Source organism: Roseobacter sp. MH60115 (genome assembly GCF_015644665.1).
Taxonomy (GTDB): Bacteria; Pseudomonadota; Alphaproteobacteria; order Rhodobacterales; family Rhodobacteraceae; genus Roseobacter.
This window is the reverse complement of record NZ_JADOBQ010000002.1, coordinates 225,578-240,004: the sequence shown is the minus strand read 5'-3', so window position 1 is coordinate 240,004 and position 14,427 is coordinate 225,578. Positions and strand designations below refer to the sequence as shown.

At 60.9% G+C, this 14,427-nt stretch carries 14 protein-coding genes and 1 riboswitch; of the genes, 7 read left to right on the top strand and 7 right to left on the bottom strand.

The window, feature by feature from the left end:
• Positions 1 to 163 precede the first annotated feature (163 nt).
• Genes ISX84_RS06710 through ISX84_RS06685 form a run of 6 tightly spaced genes read left to right on the top strand, consistent with a single transcriptional unit; the run spans position 164 to position 6,126 of the window.
• Positions 164 to 3,034, top strand: a complete 2,871-nt coding sequence (locus ISX84_RS06710) for a monovalent cation/H+ antiporter subunit A (protein WP_195819582.1) — start codon at positions 164 to 166, stop codon at positions 3,032 to 3,034.
• Position 3,035: 1 nt separating this feature from the next.
• Positions 3,036 to 3,392 carry a Na+/H+ antiporter subunit C gene (locus ISX84_RS06705; RefSeq protein WP_195819581.1) on the top strand — a complete coding sequence of 119 codons (357 nt, stop codon included), beginning with the start codon at positions 3,036 to 3,038 and terminating at the stop codon, positions 3,390 to 3,392.
• On the top strand, positions 3,389 to 4,942 hold the full coding sequence (locus ISX84_RS06700; RefSeq protein WP_195819580.1) for a monovalent cation/H+ antiporter subunit D: 1,554 nt from the start codon (positions 3,389 to 3,391) through the stop codon (positions 4,940 to 4,942). Before ISX84_RS06705 ends, ISX84_RS06700 begins: the two co-directional genes overlap by 4 nt.
• Position 4,943: 1 nt before the next feature.
• A complete protein-coding gene (locus tag ISX84_RS06695; RefSeq protein WP_195819579.1) occupies positions 4,944 to 5,444 on the top strand; it encodes a Na+/H+ antiporter subunit E in 501 nt (166 codons plus the stop codon).
• The gene (locus ISX84_RS06690) at positions 5,441 to 5,728 is read left to right on the top strand and encodes a K+/H+ antiporter subunit F (RefSeq protein ID WP_195819578.1); all 288 of its coding nucleotides are present in this window, start codon (positions 5,441 to 5,443) and stop codon (positions 5,726 to 5,728) included. Before ISX84_RS06695 ends, ISX84_RS06690 begins: the two co-directional genes overlap by 4 nt.
• Positions 5,725 to 6,126, top strand: coding sequence for a Na+/H+ antiporter subunit G (locus ISX84_RS06685; RefSeq protein WP_195819577.1), 402 nt, complete (start codon positions 5,725 to 5,727; stop codon positions 6,124 to 6,126). The genes ISX84_RS06690 and ISX84_RS06685 overlap by 4 nt, the downstream gene beginning before the upstream one ends.
• Positions 6,127 to 6,135: 9 nt before the next feature.
• Here the strand turns inward: ISX84_RS06685 and ISX84_RS06680 are convergent, their stop codons facing one another.
• Positions 6,136 to 7,059 (bottom strand): LysR family transcriptional regulator, encoded by a 924-nt coding sequence (locus ISX84_RS06680; protein ID WP_195819576.1) that lies wholly within the window; start codon positions 7,057 to 7,059, stop codon positions 6,136 to 6,138.
• Between the two features lie 136 nt (positions 7,060 to 7,195).
• Between ISX84_RS06680 and ISX84_RS06675 the strand changes: the two genes are divergently transcribed.
• A complete protein-coding gene (locus ISX84_RS06675) occupies positions 7,196 to 8,884 on the top strand; it encodes a BCCT family transporter (protein ID WP_195819575.1) in 1,689 nt (562 codons plus the stop codon).
• 68 nt (positions 8,885 to 8,952) lie between these two features.
• Here the strand turns inward: ISX84_RS06675 and ISX84_RS06670 are convergent, their stop codons facing one another.
• The 6 genes from ISX84_RS06670 to ISX84_RS06645 form a co-directional block, all read right to left on the bottom strand.
• Entirely contained in the window at positions 8,953 to 9,795 is an 843-nt protein-coding gene (locus tag ISX84_RS06670; protein WP_326838726.1) for a metal ABC transporter permease, read from the bottom strand.
• A 5-nt stretch (positions 9,796 to 9,800) separates the two neighbouring features.
• A complete protein-coding gene (locus tag ISX84_RS06665) occupies positions 9,801 to 10,682 on the bottom strand; it encodes a metal ABC transporter permease (protein ID WP_195820255.1) in 882 nt (293 codons plus the stop codon).
• On the bottom strand, positions 10,682 to 11,581 hold the full coding sequence (locus ISX84_RS06660) for a manganese/iron ABC transporter ATP-binding protein (RefSeq protein ID WP_195819573.1): 900 nt from the start codon (positions 11,579 to 11,581) through the stop codon (positions 10,682 to 10,684). The genes ISX84_RS06665 and ISX84_RS06660 overlap by 1 nt, the downstream gene beginning before the upstream one ends.
• Positions 11,582 to 11,672: 91 nt before the next feature.
• Entirely contained in the window at positions 11,673 to 12,575 is a 903-nt protein-coding gene (locus ISX84_RS06655) for a metal ABC transporter substrate-binding protein (protein WP_195819572.1), read from the bottom strand.
• A gap of 103 nt (positions 12,576 to 12,678) precedes the next feature.
• Positions 12,679 to 13,428 (bottom strand): precorrin-6A synthase (deacetylating), encoded by a 750-nt coding sequence (cobF, locus tag ISX84_RS06650; RefSeq protein ID WP_195819571.1) that lies wholly within the window; start codon positions 13,426 to 13,428, stop codon positions 12,679 to 12,681.
• 63 nt (positions 13,429 to 13,491) lie between these two features.
• Positions 13,492 to 14,169: an energy-coupling factor ABC transporter permease gene (locus ISX84_RS06645; protein WP_195819570.1), complete on the bottom strand. Its 678-nt coding sequence runs from the start codon at positions 14,167 to 14,169 to the stop codon at positions 13,492 to 13,494.
• A gap of 50 nt (positions 14,170 to 14,219) precedes the next feature.
• A riboswitch (cobalamin riboswitch) is annotated at positions 14,220 to 14,401 on the bottom strand.
• Positions 14,402 to 14,427: the final 26 nt, after the last annotated feature.

Here is a 14,427-nt window from a genome sequence, read left to right as displayed (position 1 = left end):
GCATCAGCCGCCACACCGCCTGCCTGAACAATTGGCGCTGCAAATGCGACCAATTAACGTCAAAGCTGCCTTTTGTAACAATTTTTGACGGTTTCGCTTGAGAACAGGCGCATTCTGGCACAGATAATGGAGAACTTTTCAGACCAAAAGACTAGGAGTTCGCGTGTCCCTCTTCCTGATCGTCGCATTACCATTCTTCGGCGCGCTGCTTCCTGGACTGATGAATTCCGCAGGCAGGCAGGCCTGCGCCGGGATCACCTTTACCGTCTCGCTGGCGGCGTTCATCGGGTTGCTGACCAACCTGCCCGCCGTGCTTGCGGGCGATCTGGTGACCGCCCGGGTTGATTGGATTCCCTCGCTGGGCATGAACTTCACGCTGATGCTGGATGGGCTCGGGTTTTTCTTTGCCCTGCTGATCCTCGGCATCGGCCTTTTGATCATTGCCTACGCCCGCTCGTACCTGTCACGCGATGACAACATGGGCGAATTCTTCACCTATCTGCTGCTGTTTCAGGGCGCGATGGTGGGGATCGTGCTCAGCGATAACATCCTGCTTTTGCTGGTCTTCTGGGAACTTACCTCGCTCTCCTCCTTCCTGCTGATCGGCTATTGGAAACATCTGCCCGAAGGCAGGCAAGGCGCCCGCATGGCCCTGACGGTCACCGGCATGGGTGGCCTGGCCATGATCGGTGGCATGCTGATCCTCGGCCAAATCGCGGGCAGCTATGATCTTAGCGTCATCCTGCAGAACCGCGAATTGATCCAGGCCGATCCGCTCTACGTCCCAGCGCTGCTGCTGATCCTTCTGGGGTGTTTCACCAAATCGGCGCAGTTTCCGTTCCATTTCTGGTTGCCGCACGCCATGGCGGCGCCGACACCCGTTTCTGCCTATCTGCACTCCGCCACGATGGTGAAGGCGGGCATCTTCCTGATGGCCCGCATGTGGCCGGTCCTGTCGGGCACACCGGAGTGGTTTGTTATCGTTACCACCGCCGGTCTGGTCACTATGGTACTTGGCGCGATCATCGCGCTGTTCAAACACGATCTCAAAGCACTGCTGGCTTTCTCAACGGTCAGCCACCTCGGGCTGATCACCATGCTGCTGGGCACCGGAACCGCGTTCGGGGCGATGGCGGCGATGTTCCACATTCTCAACCACGCCACCTTCAAGGCGGCGCTCTTCATGTCCGCAGGGATCGTCGATCACGAGGCCCATACACGCGATATCCGTCGCCTTGGCGGGCTGCGCCACCTTATGCCGATCACCTTTATCATCGCGACACTCGCGGCGCTGTCGATGGCGGGTATTCCTCTGCTGAATGGCTTTCTGTCGAAAGAGATGATGCTGGAGGAAGCCACCCACACCGTGCTCTTCGGTGCGCCCTGGTTGGTGCCCGCACTCGCGACCTTTGGGTCCCTGTTCTCTGCCGCCTATTGCTTCCGCCTGATCGGCCACACCTTCCTTGGCCCGGTGCGCGACGACTACCCGGCCAAGCCGCATGATCCCGGCGCGGGCATGTGGCTGCCGCCCGCCATCCTGGTCGTGCTGGTGGTGATGATCGGTGTTGCCCCCTTCCTGGCAGAGCCCTTTGTGAAAATCGTGACGGCCTCCGTCCTGGGGGACACTGCGGAGGTGCCCAAGGCCTATTTCAAGATCTGGCATGGCCTTGTGCCCGCCCTTTTCATGTCGGTCATTGCCGTCGTAGGTGGCTTGCTGATGCTGGCCATCTTCAATCCCGCCCTGCGCCTGTGGGAGACGACCCCACGCCCCGAGGCCAAGATGATTTTCGAAGCGCTGATCGCCGCGATTGTCGCGCTGTCCCAGCGCTTTATCCACGGTCTGCACAATGGCGCTTTCACCCGCTATGGCGCGATCATGGCCGTCACGGTCATCATTGCAGGGTTTTACGCCTGGAGCACAGGCACCGTGGGCGCCGCCAGCCGAGAGATGCAGCCCGTCACCCCCGTCGCCTTTGCCGGCTGGGTCATGCTGGTGGCGGCAACCATCGGGATGGTGTTCCTGCACCGGAACCGTCTGATGTCTCTGATCCTCATCGGTATTGCCGGGCTGATGGTATCGGTCGGCTTCGTCTATTTCAGCGCGCCCGACCTTGCCATGACGCAGATCACCGTCGAGGTGGTCACCATCATCCTGCTGCTGCTGGCGCTGAACTTCCTGCCCAATCAGACCCCGATTGAAAGCACCGCGATGCGGCGGACACGCGATACCGCCATCGCCCTTGCGGGCGGTCTGGCGACCATGGGCATGGCCTGGCACTTCCTGGTGCGTGACGCCATCGCGACACCGATCTCGGAATTCCACCTCGCCAACTCCTACAAGGGCGGCGGCGGCACCAATGTCGTCAACGTGATCCTCGTGGATTTTCGGGGCTTTGACACCTATGGCGAGATCATCGTGCTGGGCATCGCCGCCCTGCTGATCTACGCGCTGACCGAAACGCTTCTGTCCGGCCCCGTTCGTGCCCGCCTGCTGAACCGCAAGCCGGATCAGCCGCGTGCGGGTGACATGCACCCCACGATGATGGTGGTGCTGACCCGCGTGATCATGCCCGTGGTGCTGATGGTCGGTTTCTACATCTTCCTGCGCGGTCACAACGAGCCGGGCGGCGGTTTTATCGCCGGGCTGGTCGTCTCTATCGCGGTGGTGATGCAATATATGGCCAGCGGGTTCAGCTGGGCCTCCGCGCGGCTGCGCTATCCCTATCACGGGGTGATCGGCGCGGGCGTGCTGATCGCGGGCCTCACGGGCATCGGGTCGTGGTTTGTCAGCAAACCGTTCCTGACGTCGGATTTCACCTATGTGCGCATCCCGCCGTTTGAGAAGTTCGAGCTGGCAACAGCGGCACTCTTTGACCTCGGCGTGTTCCTCGCGGTGGTCGGCGCAGTGATGCTGTCGCTGGAGAGCTTCTCGCGGCTGGCGCGCCGGGCCCATGTCCCGGATACCGAACACCCGATGGACATCGATCCGTCACGTGACGATCCCCCGATGACACCAGCGCAGGAGGGCGTGTGATATGGAATTGCTTGTCGCATCCGCCATCGGCATTCTCACGGCAGGGGGCATCTATCTGATGCTGCGCCTGCGTACCTTCCCGGTGATCCTGGGCATTTCGCTGCTGACCTATGCGGTCAACGTCTTTCTCTTTGCCTCCGGGCGGCTGAGCGTCGGCGCCCCGCCCATTCTGCGCGATGGTGTCGAGGTCTACACCGACCCGCTGCCACAGGCGCTGGTGCTCACGGCCATCGTGATTTCCTTTGGGATGACCGCGGTCGTGGTGATGATCGCCCTTGGCGCCTATCTGGGGTCGGACGACGATCACGTGGATGACGCCCCGGATGAAGCTTCTAAGGGTACGGGAGACGCCGCATGACCCATTGGATCATTGCCCCCGTCGTGCTGCCTGCCCTGCTGGCCCCCTTTATCGTGCTGGCCGCGCGCTACCATATCGGCATTCAGCGCGTCTTCTCCGTCGCCGGGGTTCTGGCGCTGATTTCCGTGGCCGCAGGCCTTGCCTGGCAGGCCTCGGACGGGACCATCACGCTCTACCAGCTTGGCGATTGGGCCGCGCCCTTCGGGATCGTTCTGGTGGCGGACAGGCTGTCCACGCTCATGGTGCTGCTGACAGCCGTGCTGGCGCTCTTTGTGCTGCTCTATGCCATCGGATCGGAATGGGACAATCGCGGGCGGCATTTCCACGCGCTGTTCCAGTTCCAGCTGATGGGGATCATGGGCGCCTTCCTGACCGGTGACCTCTTCAACCTCTTTGTGTTCTTCGAAGTGTTGCTGATTGCTTCCTACGGTCTGATGATCCACTCAGGCGGCAATGCGCGCCTGCGTGCGGGCGTGCAATATGTGCTTTTCAACCTGCTGGGATCGACCCTTTTCCTCTTTGCCCTCGGCGCGATCTACGCCGAAGCCGGGACGCTGAACATGGCCGATCTGGCCCAGCGAGTGCGCCTGATCGACGGCGCGGAAACCGTTGGCATTCGCCTTGCTGCCGTCCTGCTCCTGCTGGTCTTCGCGATCAAGGCGGCGGTGCTGCCGCTGCACTTCTGGCTGCCCTCGAGCTATGCCGAAGCGCCCGCGCCGGTGGCCGCGCTCTTTGCGATCATGACCAAGGTCGGCGCCTATGCGATCATCCGCGTCTACACGATGATCTTCAGCCCCGATCTGGACGTGACCGCCGGGCTACACACCACATGGCTGATGCCTGCCGCGCTCGCCTCGCTGGCCATTGGCATGATCGGCGTGCTTGCAGCCCGTCACCTCGACCGTCTTGTGGCCTTTGCGGTCATCGGGTCGATGGGGATGGTGATGGTGGCGATCTCGCTCTTTACGCCCACCAGCATCACGGCAGCGCTCTATTACACCGTGCATTCGACACTGGCCGCAGCCGCCCTGTTCCTGATCGTCGATCTGGTCCGAACCGGACGCGCGGATCTCAACCTGATCGCCCAGCCTGTCGTGCCAGGGGCCGCGTTGACTTCTGCGCTGTTCTTTCTGGCGGCCATTGCCATGGCCGGTCTGCCGCCGCTGTCGGGCTTTGTCGGCAAGCTGCTGGTCCTCGATGCGGCCTTTTCCACCTCGGCAGCCGCATGGATCTGGGCCGTGGTCCTGTCGTCCAGCCTGATCTGCGTCGTCGGCTTTTCCCGCGCGGGCAGCACCCTCTTCTGGAAGGCAAAATCAATGCCGGTGGCGGACGAGGCGGCAGAGCCCCCCGCCACCACTCCCGCGCCTGCGACGCTGTCTTATGTTGCGGTGGGCGGGTTGCTGGCGCTGCTGGTGGCGCACACGGTCTTTGCCGGACCGGCGACCGCCTACATGGCGGATATTTCCGACCAGCTCTTCAATCCGGAACCTTACATAGAGACCGTGCTGGACACACCCGGTAAACTCAGCACACCAAAGGAGGGATATTGACATGATCAAGGCATACCGCTGGCTCCTGCCACACCCCCTTGTCACTTTGCTGCTCGCGGTGGTCTGGACCCTGCTGCAAAATGAAATCTCGGCAGGCATGGTGGTCTTTGGCGTGATCCTCGGGATCATCATCCCCTGGGGCACATCGGTCTGGTGGCCGGATACGCCCCGCGCCTTTCACGTCAGTCGCATGGTGACCTACAGCATCATGGTGATCTGGGACATCATGGTCGCCAACGTGCAGGTGGCCTGGATCGTTCTGACCAAACCCAATTCTAAACTGCGGCCCGCGTGGATCGTGGTCCCGCTGGAATTGCGCCAGCCCGAGGCCATTACCATCCTCGCCGGCACCATCACGCTCACCCCCGGCACCGTCTCGGCCGATCTGTCGGACGAAGGGCACAGCCTGCTTGTGCATGTGCTGCACACGGAGGATCCCGACGCCGTGCGTGACGAGATCAAAACCCGCTACGAGCGCCGCCTGAAGGAGATTTTCGCATGAGTTTCGCGACACAGCTGATGGACATTGCGCTCATCGTGACCTTCGTCGTCATCGCTCTGGCGCAGGCCATGTCAATGATCCGGCTGGTGATGGGGCCATCGACGGGTGACCGCATTCTGGCGCTCGACACGATGGTTGTGAACGCCATCGGCCTCATTGTCTTGCTCGGCATTGCACAGGGCGTGCGCATCTACTTCGAGGTGTCGCTGATCATTGCCATGCTGGGGTTTGTCTCAACCGTCGCCTATGCGCGATTTGTTCTGCGGGGGGATATCATCGAATGACCGCTGAGATTATCGGAACCTACGCCGTTGCCATCTGCCTGCTTGTCGGGGCGGGCTTTGCCATGGTGGGCGCGATTGGCCTGCTGAAGTTCAACGACTCCATGACCCGACTGCATGCACCGACAAAGGTTGGCACGGTAGGGATCGGCGCCTTGCTGCTCGCCTCCATGATCCATTCCTTCACGGTGGGAGACGGGTCGCTGCACGAGCTTCTGATCATGTCGTTCCTCTTCGTGACAGCCCCGATTTCGGCGAATTTCATGGCCAAGGTGAACATCCACCGCCGCGCCTGCGACACCCCGCCGGAACCGCCGCGGGATGACACCTGGTCAACCCTGAACGTGCCCGAAGCGGATCGCGAAATGGCGTCTCCGACAGTGCAACCCCCGAAAGCCTGACCCACAGTCCTAGGCCTGGTGTGCCGCAACAAGGCAATTGAGGAACTCTTCGGTCTTCCGGGTCGGCTCCGGTTTTCGGCGGACGATGGCGGCAAAGGTGCTGCTGTAGCCTGTGTCCTGCGCGGCAACGGGGCGCACGGCGCCTTTGCGCAGAAATGTTTCCGCCACATGATCCGCCAGATATCCCAGATAGCGACCCGATTGGATCAAGAGGGAGAGCGCCTCTTCCTCCTGCACGCGCGCTGCGCGACGAATGCCCAAGGACTGCCCCGCCTTCATATTAGGGGAGTTGAACGCGTATCCCGCATATTTGTACTGCGCGAGGTTCAGAGCATCGGCGCGCGCTGTTTCCGGCACATCAAAGAGCGGATGTCCTTCGCCGCAATAGAGCGTCATATGCTCCTGATAAAGCGGTGTATACTGCAGGATGGAGGATTGCCGATGGATTGGCACGATGGCGATGTCGAGGGTGCCATCCGTGACCCGCGCCTCCAAAACCCCCGGCGGATCCAGCGCAATCTCAAAGGCCACATCCGGGGCGGAGGCATCGAAGGCCTGGATGGCCTTGTGGACCCGCGCCTCAGGGTTCGTCGTCGACTGATCAAAGAGCCCGAGCCGCAAGGTGCCCGTCAGATGGATGTGGATATTGTCGATATGGGCCTGGAACCCGTCCAGCGACGCCAGCAGGTCATGGGCCGCCTCCAGCACCTGTTCGCCCTCCGGCGTCAGGGAAAATCCGGCAGGGCCCCGGTTGCAGAGCTTCAGCCCGATGCGCAGTTCCAGATCAGAGATATGTTTCGAGATTGTCGAGCGGCCAATGTTCAATTCCAGCTCTGACGCTGCAAAGCCGCCGCACTCTGTCACAGCGATGAAAACCCGGATCAACCGGATGTCCACATCGCTCAAAGACCGCAAGAGTGCGCGTTTCGCCATCTAAGGTTTCCTAATTATCAAACTATAGTCGACAATGTTGCCACTTATCAAACACTATACAACCTTTACTGTTACCCCTACCATGACACGCGCTGGCATCTCCGATGCGCGCCAACAGGGAACAGGGAGACAATAAATGTCCATAAAACCCCCACTATCTGATCTGCCGATCAAGACCGCCGATAGCGGTTTTTATCGGGGGTTCAGCGTAAACGTGACCGTCATCAGTAAGATCATCATCAGTATGCTGGTGGTCTGGTGTATCGTCTGGCCAACTCAGGCGGGCACCGTTCTGGGCAACTGGAACACTGCAATTCTCGCGCAATTCGCGGCCTGGTACATCTGGGTTGTGACCGCCTTCGTGATCGTCTGTATCGGTCTGGCCATCTGGCCGACGGCCGGACGTCTGAACCTGGGCACCGATGGTGAAAAACCCGAATTCACGAATTTCTCGTGGTTTTCGATGATGTTCGGCGCTGGTATCGGCGTCGGCATGCTGACCTGGGCTGTTGCGGAACCGGTCGCGCACTTCAAAAACAACCCATCAGTCATTCAGGGTGTGACAACAGCGCTTGAAGCGGACAATGTCCGGACGGCCTATGTGTGGTCCTACCTGCATTGGGGGTTGGGTGCATGGGCGTGCTACGCCATTGCGGGTCTCGCACTGGCGTTCTTCAGCTACCGCCGGGGGCTGCCGCTGACGATCCGTTCGTCGCTGACCCCTCTGTTCGGCAAATCCTTGTCCGGACCGGTGGGCCATATCATCGATATCGTCGCGGTTGTGGCAACCATTCTTGGTGTGGCGCAGACGCTTGGTTTCGGTGTTGAGCAGTTTGTGGCAGGTCTCACACGGATTGGCATCGGCGGTCTTGCGCTGGAAGATGGCTCCGCAACGACATTGGGCATTGTGATTGCCTTGCTGGTCATTATGGGCGCATCAACGCTTTCGGCCCTCTCCGGGGTTGGTAAGGGCATCAAATGGCTGTCGAACATCAACATGGTGCTGTCGATCTTCCTGCTGAGCTTCTTCATCCTCTTTGGCGCGACCTGGTTCGGGGCGATGGCCTTCTTCGTCGGGATCTGGGACTACCTGATCGCGCTGCCGTGGCTGAGCTTCAACGTCTACAGCTCTGACGGCGTCGAAGGGTCCGAAGCCTTCCTGCTGACACAGTGGCAGGGCTGGTGGCCGGTGTTCTACTGGGCCTGGTGGATTGCCTTTGCACCTTTCGTGGGTCTGTTCTTGGCGCGCATCTCGCGCGGTCGGACCATCCGTGAATTCGTGCTGGGTGCGATGATCGTGCCGTCGCTGATGTGCTTTGTCTGGTTCGCATGGGCCGGTGGTACAGCGATCGATCTTGAACTGAACGGTGGGGCCAACGGCCTGATCCTGGATGCCGCCAACGGCGACAAGATCTTTGCGATGACCGAGTTCATGCTGGCGCCGATCGCGCAGGCACTGGCTTGGGGTATGGCGGTGATCATCGTGGTTCTGCTGATGACCTTCCTGGTCACCTCTGCTGACTCTGCGGTGCTGATCGTGAACACCATCAACGCCGCGGGCGACGAAGGCCCAAAGGCACGTCCGCACATCCTGTTCTGGGGTGCTGCGCTGGCGCTGGTGGTTGGCGGTCTGCTGATCTCTGGCGGTACCGGAGCCATTCAGACCGCGATGGTGATCGGGGCGCTGCCCTTCTCCATCGTGATGGCGCTGATGTGTATCGCGCTGATCAAGGCGATCTTCAACGACGGTCGCCGCGAGGCAGCCGGGGTTCCGACCACCTTTGATCAGATCGACGACGACATGTCGGCCAGCCCTGCTGAATAAGCAGACCTCATAAGATCAGAAAAGCCCTGCATCACGCGGGGCTTTTTTTGTGCGGGTTGGAATGCGTTCTAGCTTTCCGCGACCCTGCGCATGGACATGCGCCGCGCCACAATCTGGCGGCGCACAAAGGCCACGATAAAGACAGCCGTAAGGATCAGGATGATTGTCGGGGCGGGCGCACTGTCGAGGAAAAAGCTGGCGTAAGTACCCAGCAGCATGGACACCATGCACACCAGCACGGACACCCAAAGCATGGTCGAGAACTTGCGCACCAGCAAAAACGCAATCGCGCCCGGTGCGATCAGCAGTCCGATGGCAAGGATCAACCCTGCCGCCGACAGGGTGGCCACGATGGTCAGGGACAGGGCGGCCAGCAGACCATAGTGCAACCAATTGACCCACAGTCCGGAGGCCTGCGCCTGTGCCGGATCGAAGCTGTGCAACAGCAAGTCTTTCCACTTGAGCACCAGCATCAGCCCTACGCCTGCCGAGATGATACCGGCCGTCCAGAGCTCATGCGCCTCAACCCCGAGCATGTTGCCAAAGAGGATGTGATCCAGATGCGCATTTGTCTCTACCGAGACATAGAGAACGATGCCCACGCCAAACATGCCGGAAAAGACCACCCCCATCACCGTGTCCTGTTTCACCCGGCTGTTGCTGGAGAGGTACCCCGTTGCGAGGGCGCAGGTCATGCCTGCCGCAAACGCGCCGAGGATCAGCGGGATGCCCAGAATATAGGCCAGCACGATGCCCGGCAGAACGGCGTGGCTGACCGCATCGCCCATGAGGGCCCAGCCTTTCATCACCAGAAAGCAGGACAACAAAGCAGTGGGCACGGACACGATGATCGAGATTAGGAAGGCGTTCTGCATGAAGCCGAAGGTGAAGGGCATCAGGAGGGTCTGCATATCCATCAGGCGACCTCCTCCACCGGGATGGGCGCGCCCTCTCGCAAGGCAATCCTGGCCTTGCGCCGCGCCGCCAGCAGCCCGTGTGTGGGGGCAAAGACGAAGGCCAGAAGGAAGATCAGCGTCTGCAGGGTGACGATGATACCGCCCGTGGCGCCATCGAGGAAATAGCTGATGTAGGCGCCGGCAAAGCTACTGCCTGCGCCGATGGCCACGGAGGTCGCGATGAGGCGCGGGAAGCGGTCACAGAGCAGGTAGGCGGTGGCGCCCGGGGTGACGACCATGGCTATCACCAGAAACGCGCCGACGGTCTGCATCGCGGCCACCACAGAGGCGGACAGCAGCACGAAAAAGACAGCCTTGAGCAGGCCGGGGTTCAACCCGATGGCGCGCGCGTGATTTTCATCGAAGAAGGTCACCATCAGATCCTTCCATTTCGCCAGCAGCACAGCAAGCGACACAAACCCGATCAACGCCAGTTGCAGCGTGTCCTCTGGTGTGATGGCAAGGATATTGCCCATGGTGATGGTCTGGATCGACACCGACATCGGGTTGAGCGAAACGATGAAAAGGCCCAGGCCAAAGAAAGAGGTGAAGATCAGCCCGATGATCACATCGACTTTGAGACCGGAGCGTTCGGACAGGAACAGCATGGCCCCCGCCGCAAGCCCGCCCGCGATAAAGGCCCCAAGCGCGAAGGGCAGACCGAGGATATAGGCCCCCGCGACGCCGGGCACGACGGAATGGGACAGCGCGTCGCCGATCAGCGACCATCCCTTGAGCATCAGGTAGGCCGACAGGAACGCACAGACACCCCCCACCAGTGCAGAGACCCACATGGCGTTTGTCATGTAGGTGTAGGCGAAGGGTTCTGCGAGCGTCTCGATCACTCCCGCGGCTCCGTCCGTTGGGTTTTGTCGCCGTATTGCACAAACGGGCGTTCATCATCGGTAAAGATCGTGACCGCGCGGGCGTCTTCATCGTCGTGCAGCGTGTCGCCGCCAAGGGTGAAGTGCCGCAACACGCCACCAAAGGCTTTTTCGAGGTTTTCGCGGGTGAAAGTCGTTTCCGTGGGGCCGTGACAGAGCACGGTGCCCTTGACCAGAACCGTGCGGTCGCAGAATTCCGGTACGGACCCAAGGTTATGGGTTGAGACCAGCATCACCCGGCCTTCGTCGCGCAAGGATCGCAGCAGCGCCACGATCTGCTCTTCGGTTTTCACATCGACACCGGTGAAAGGCTCGTCCAGCAGGATGACTTGCCCGTCCTGCGCCAGGGCGCGGGCCAGAAAGACACGTTTGCGTTGGCCGCCGGACAGCTCCCCAATCTGGCGGTGGCGGTAGTCCTGCATGTTGACGCGGGCAAGCGCCTGATCGACGGCAGCGTGATCGGCAGGGGCGGGGCGGCGCAGAAACCCCATATGCCCGTAACGCCCCATCATCACCACGTCTTCGACCAGCACGGGGAAGGCCCAATCGACCTCCTCGGACTGCGGCACATAGGCGACGAGGTTCTGGCGCAGCGCGTCGCGCACGCTTTGACCCAGAATGCGGATTTCCCCCTTTGAGGCCGGGACAAACCCCATGATCGCCTTGAAGAGCGTCGACTTGCCCGCACCGTTCACGCCGACCAGTGCCGTCACCGTACCGCGCGGGATTTCGAAGCTGGCGTTCCACAAGGCGGTGTGGCCGTTGCGATAGGTGACCGTCACATCCTGCGCCATCAGGCCGCTGGTGCGGGCATCGCCACCGGGAAGCTCCCGTTCTGCTGGCAGATCATCGCGCATTCGGTCGTCCTCACCTTGCAAAGCATGCGCAGTCCTCACCGACCGCACATGCTGCTTCATCGCCTGCAAATAGGGCGCATTTGCCCGTCAATCAATTGGTCGCCTCCGTCAGCCCTGTGGCCACGGTCCCCGCCGTCACTTTCAGAAGGTCCAGATAGGTCGGCACCGGACCGTCCGCTGTGCTCAGCGAATCCACATAAAGGACGCCGCCATATTGAACGCCGGTCTCCCGCGCGACTTGTTTGGCCGGGGCCGTATTTACCGTGCTCTCGCAGAACACCACCGGGATATCGTTGGCGCGGACCGCATCAATGACACCGCGCACCTGTTGAGGGGTGCCCACCTGATCCGCGTTCATCGGCCAGAGGTACAGCTCCTTCATGCCGAAATCACGCGCCAGATAGCTGAAGGCCCCTTCGCAGGTGACAAGCCAGCGGGCGTTCTGCGGGATCTGCGCGATGGCCGCACGCAGCGGTTCTATGGTCGCCCGCAATTCGTCTTTGTAGGCAGCTGCGTTTGCCGCGTAGATTTCCGCGTTTTCCGGATCCTGCTCCGCGAAGGCTTTGGCGATATTGTCGATATAGATCAACGCATTGTCTAGCCCCATCCAGGCATGCGGGTTGGGTTTGCCGGTGTAGCTGCCCGAGGCAATCGGGATCGGGTCGATCCCATCCGTGAGGGTCGCTGATGGAACATCTTTGAGATTGGACAGGAATTGTTCGAACCACAGCTCCAGGTTCATACCATTCCACAGGATCAGATCGGCATCCGATGCGCGCACGATGTCCTGCGGCGTTGGTTCATAGCCATGAATTTCAGCGCCGGGCTTGGTGATGGAGACCACATCTGCCGCGTCACCGGCGACATTTGCCGCCATATCCGCAAGCACGGTGAAGGTCGTGACCACCTTCATCTTGTCGTCGGCATAGGCATGTGTCGCAAGAACGGCGGCGAAAACGGCGCAGGACGTGGATTTGATCAGCGAGTACAGCATTGGAGTCTCCGTCATGACTATAGGGCTTTCTCGACTGTAAATGCAAATCACTCGCAACTGTCAAGGAGTTTGAGAACGACTCGCAACTGGAGGCGATCACTTTCTAGTGCGCGTCCTGCGGCCTGCCCAGAAGATAGGTATCCATGATCCACCCATGCTGCGCACGCGCCGCCTGTCTCGCGGCAACGATCCTTGTGGCCACATCGGCCAGCGGCCCGTGATCCAGAACCTGTTCGGGCATGCCCAGATAAGCCCCCCACCAGATCAGCAGGTCAGGCTCGTCCAGATGTTGGAAACTGGCCTCCCCGTCCAGCATAACCACAAGACGTGTCGCGCCAATTGGCCAGCCGTGATCGCGCAAACGGCGGCCCGTGGTGATCTGGATGGGGCCATTCACATCGTTCAGCGGGATGCCATGGGCGGCGGTCAGCGCCTGAACTGCGGTGATCCCCGGCACAACCCGCAGCGTCGGTTGTGGGGTCAGACGCCGGGCGATACGGATCGTGCTGTCATAAAGCGATGGATCGCCCCAGACCAGCAAGGCAACCGGACCGGATACGCCGACATCTGCCAGTGCCGTCTGCCAGCGGGCGGCAATCTCGTCATGCCAGCGTTCGACCCGCTCCAGATAGGGCAAGGCGGGATCGCGGATGGGATAGTCAAACGGTACAATCCGCGCCGTCGATCCGGCGGCGGCAATGATGCCGTGCCGCAGGGAGGCGAGATCATCTTTGCCCGCGCCTTTGTGGGGGACAAGAATGACCGATGCCTCGCGGATAGCCTGCATCCCCTCCATCGTGACATGGGCGGGCGACCCGGTGCCGATGCCGATGAGCCAGAGGGTATCGATCATGAGAAATGTCCGCGAAAAAGCCCGGACCCCGCAAAGGGACCCGGGCCATTGATGTCAATCGGATCAGGCCGCGTTGTAAAGACGTGACGTGAAGAGGCCCGACAGTTTGCCCGACCGCACTGCTTTGGCACCCGCGAGCACCGCCAGATCGGCAATCGGTTCAATGAGGACGACCAGCATGTAGGCGGCCCCGAAGGTCAGCACGGATTGCGCAGTTTCCGCCCCGATGCCCTGGCCGTAGAAAGCCCAGAAGGCCACCCAGGCGACGACGCCACCCTGATACATCGCAGAGAGCTTGAAGACATCCGCATAGGCAAGGTCAACATAGGCTTTGTCCCGCGGGATGAACCGGTTGGCCAGCGCCGAGATCGCAAAGAGCGGCACCAGAAGCGTCGTGACGTTGACGAAAAACATTGGCAGGTCGCTGGGCGCAAAGAACGCGCCTTGAACCAGCAGGCCAAGGGCCAGACCAAGGGCGGCGGGTGCTGCTCCCATCAACAGGAACAGCGTGGTGCCCAGAATGAAGTGTACTTCAGAGACACCTACGGCGAAATGCGGCAGCACTTCGAAGAAGATGAAGGTGCCCACGGTAGCAATGACCGTGCGCAGCGCGAAAGAGGCGACGTTGTGGCTTTTGAGGTCTTCGAAAGCGAGTTTCGCGGTGTATCCGGCGGCGCCTGCTGCGGTTGCGTAGGCAAAGGCCATCTTGGCCCCATCTACTACGCCTGGTTCGATATGCATGTGCTGTCCTTTCTGTCCTGCCCCTCCGGCAGGTAATATCCCGTGCAAGCACGGCGTTGCGTTGTGCGGCAGGTCTCCTGACTTGCGGGTCGCAGCGCTCAGGTCCTTCCCAGCCGTCAGGCCAGTGGGTCATCCATCGCGCTCACCGCTTACAGTTGCGGGGGCAGTCTGAGACTTTCACTCAGTTCCCTTTTCAGCCACAAAACGTGGCACCGTAGTCCAGTCCTATCTCCGATGCGCGCGCCCGAACAAGCAGAA

Excerpts from the sequence above, each read along its gene's own strand:
- ISX84_RS06695 (WP_195819579.1), top strand. The coding sequence starts at position 4,944 with ATGATCAAGGCATACCGCTGGCTCCTGCCACACCCCCTTGTCACTTTG.
- ISX84_RS06675 (WP_195819575.1), top strand. The coding sequence starts at position 7,196 with ATGTCCATAAAACCCCCACTATCTGATCTGCCGATCAAGACCGCCGAT.
- ISX84_RS06670 (WP_326838726.1), bottom strand. The coding sequence starts at position 9,795 with ATGCAGACCCTCCTGATGCCCTTCACCTTCGGCTTCATGCAGAACGCC.
- ISX84_RS06660 (WP_195819573.1), bottom strand. The coding sequence starts at position 11,581 with ATGCGCGATGATCTGCCAGCAGAACGGGAGCTTCCCGGTGGCGATGCC.
- ISX84_RS06645 (WP_195819570.1), bottom strand. The coding sequence starts at position 14,169 with ATGCATATCGAACCAGGCGTAGTAGATGGGGCCAAGATGGCCTTTGCC.
- cobF (WP_195819571.1), bottom strand. The coding sequence starts at position 13,428 with ATGATCGATACCCTCTGGCTCATCGGCATCGGCACCGGGTCGCCCGCC.
- ISX84_RS06685 (WP_195819577.1), top strand. The coding sequence starts at position 5,725 with ATGACCGCTGAGATTATCGGAACCTACGCCGTTGCCATCTGCCTGCTT.
- ISX84_RS06655 (WP_195819572.1), bottom strand. The coding sequence starts at position 12,575 with ATGCTGTACTCGCTGATCAAATCCACGTCCTGCGCCGTTTTCGCCGCC.
- ISX84_RS06690 (WP_195819578.1), top strand. The coding sequence starts at position 5,441 with ATGAGTTTCGCGACACAGCTGATGGACATTGCGCTCATCGTGACCTTC.
- ISX84_RS06680 (WP_195819576.1), bottom strand. The coding sequence starts at position 7,059 with ATGGCGAAACGCGCACTCTTGCGGTCTTTGAGCGATGTGGACATCCGG.
- ISX84_RS06700 (WP_195819580.1), top strand. The coding sequence starts at position 3,389 with ATGACCCATTGGATCATTGCCCCCGTCGTGCTGCCTGCCCTGCTGGCC.
- ISX84_RS06705 (WP_195819581.1), top strand. The coding sequence starts at position 3,036 with ATGGAATTGCTTGTCGCATCCGCCATCGGCATTCTCACGGCAGGGGGC.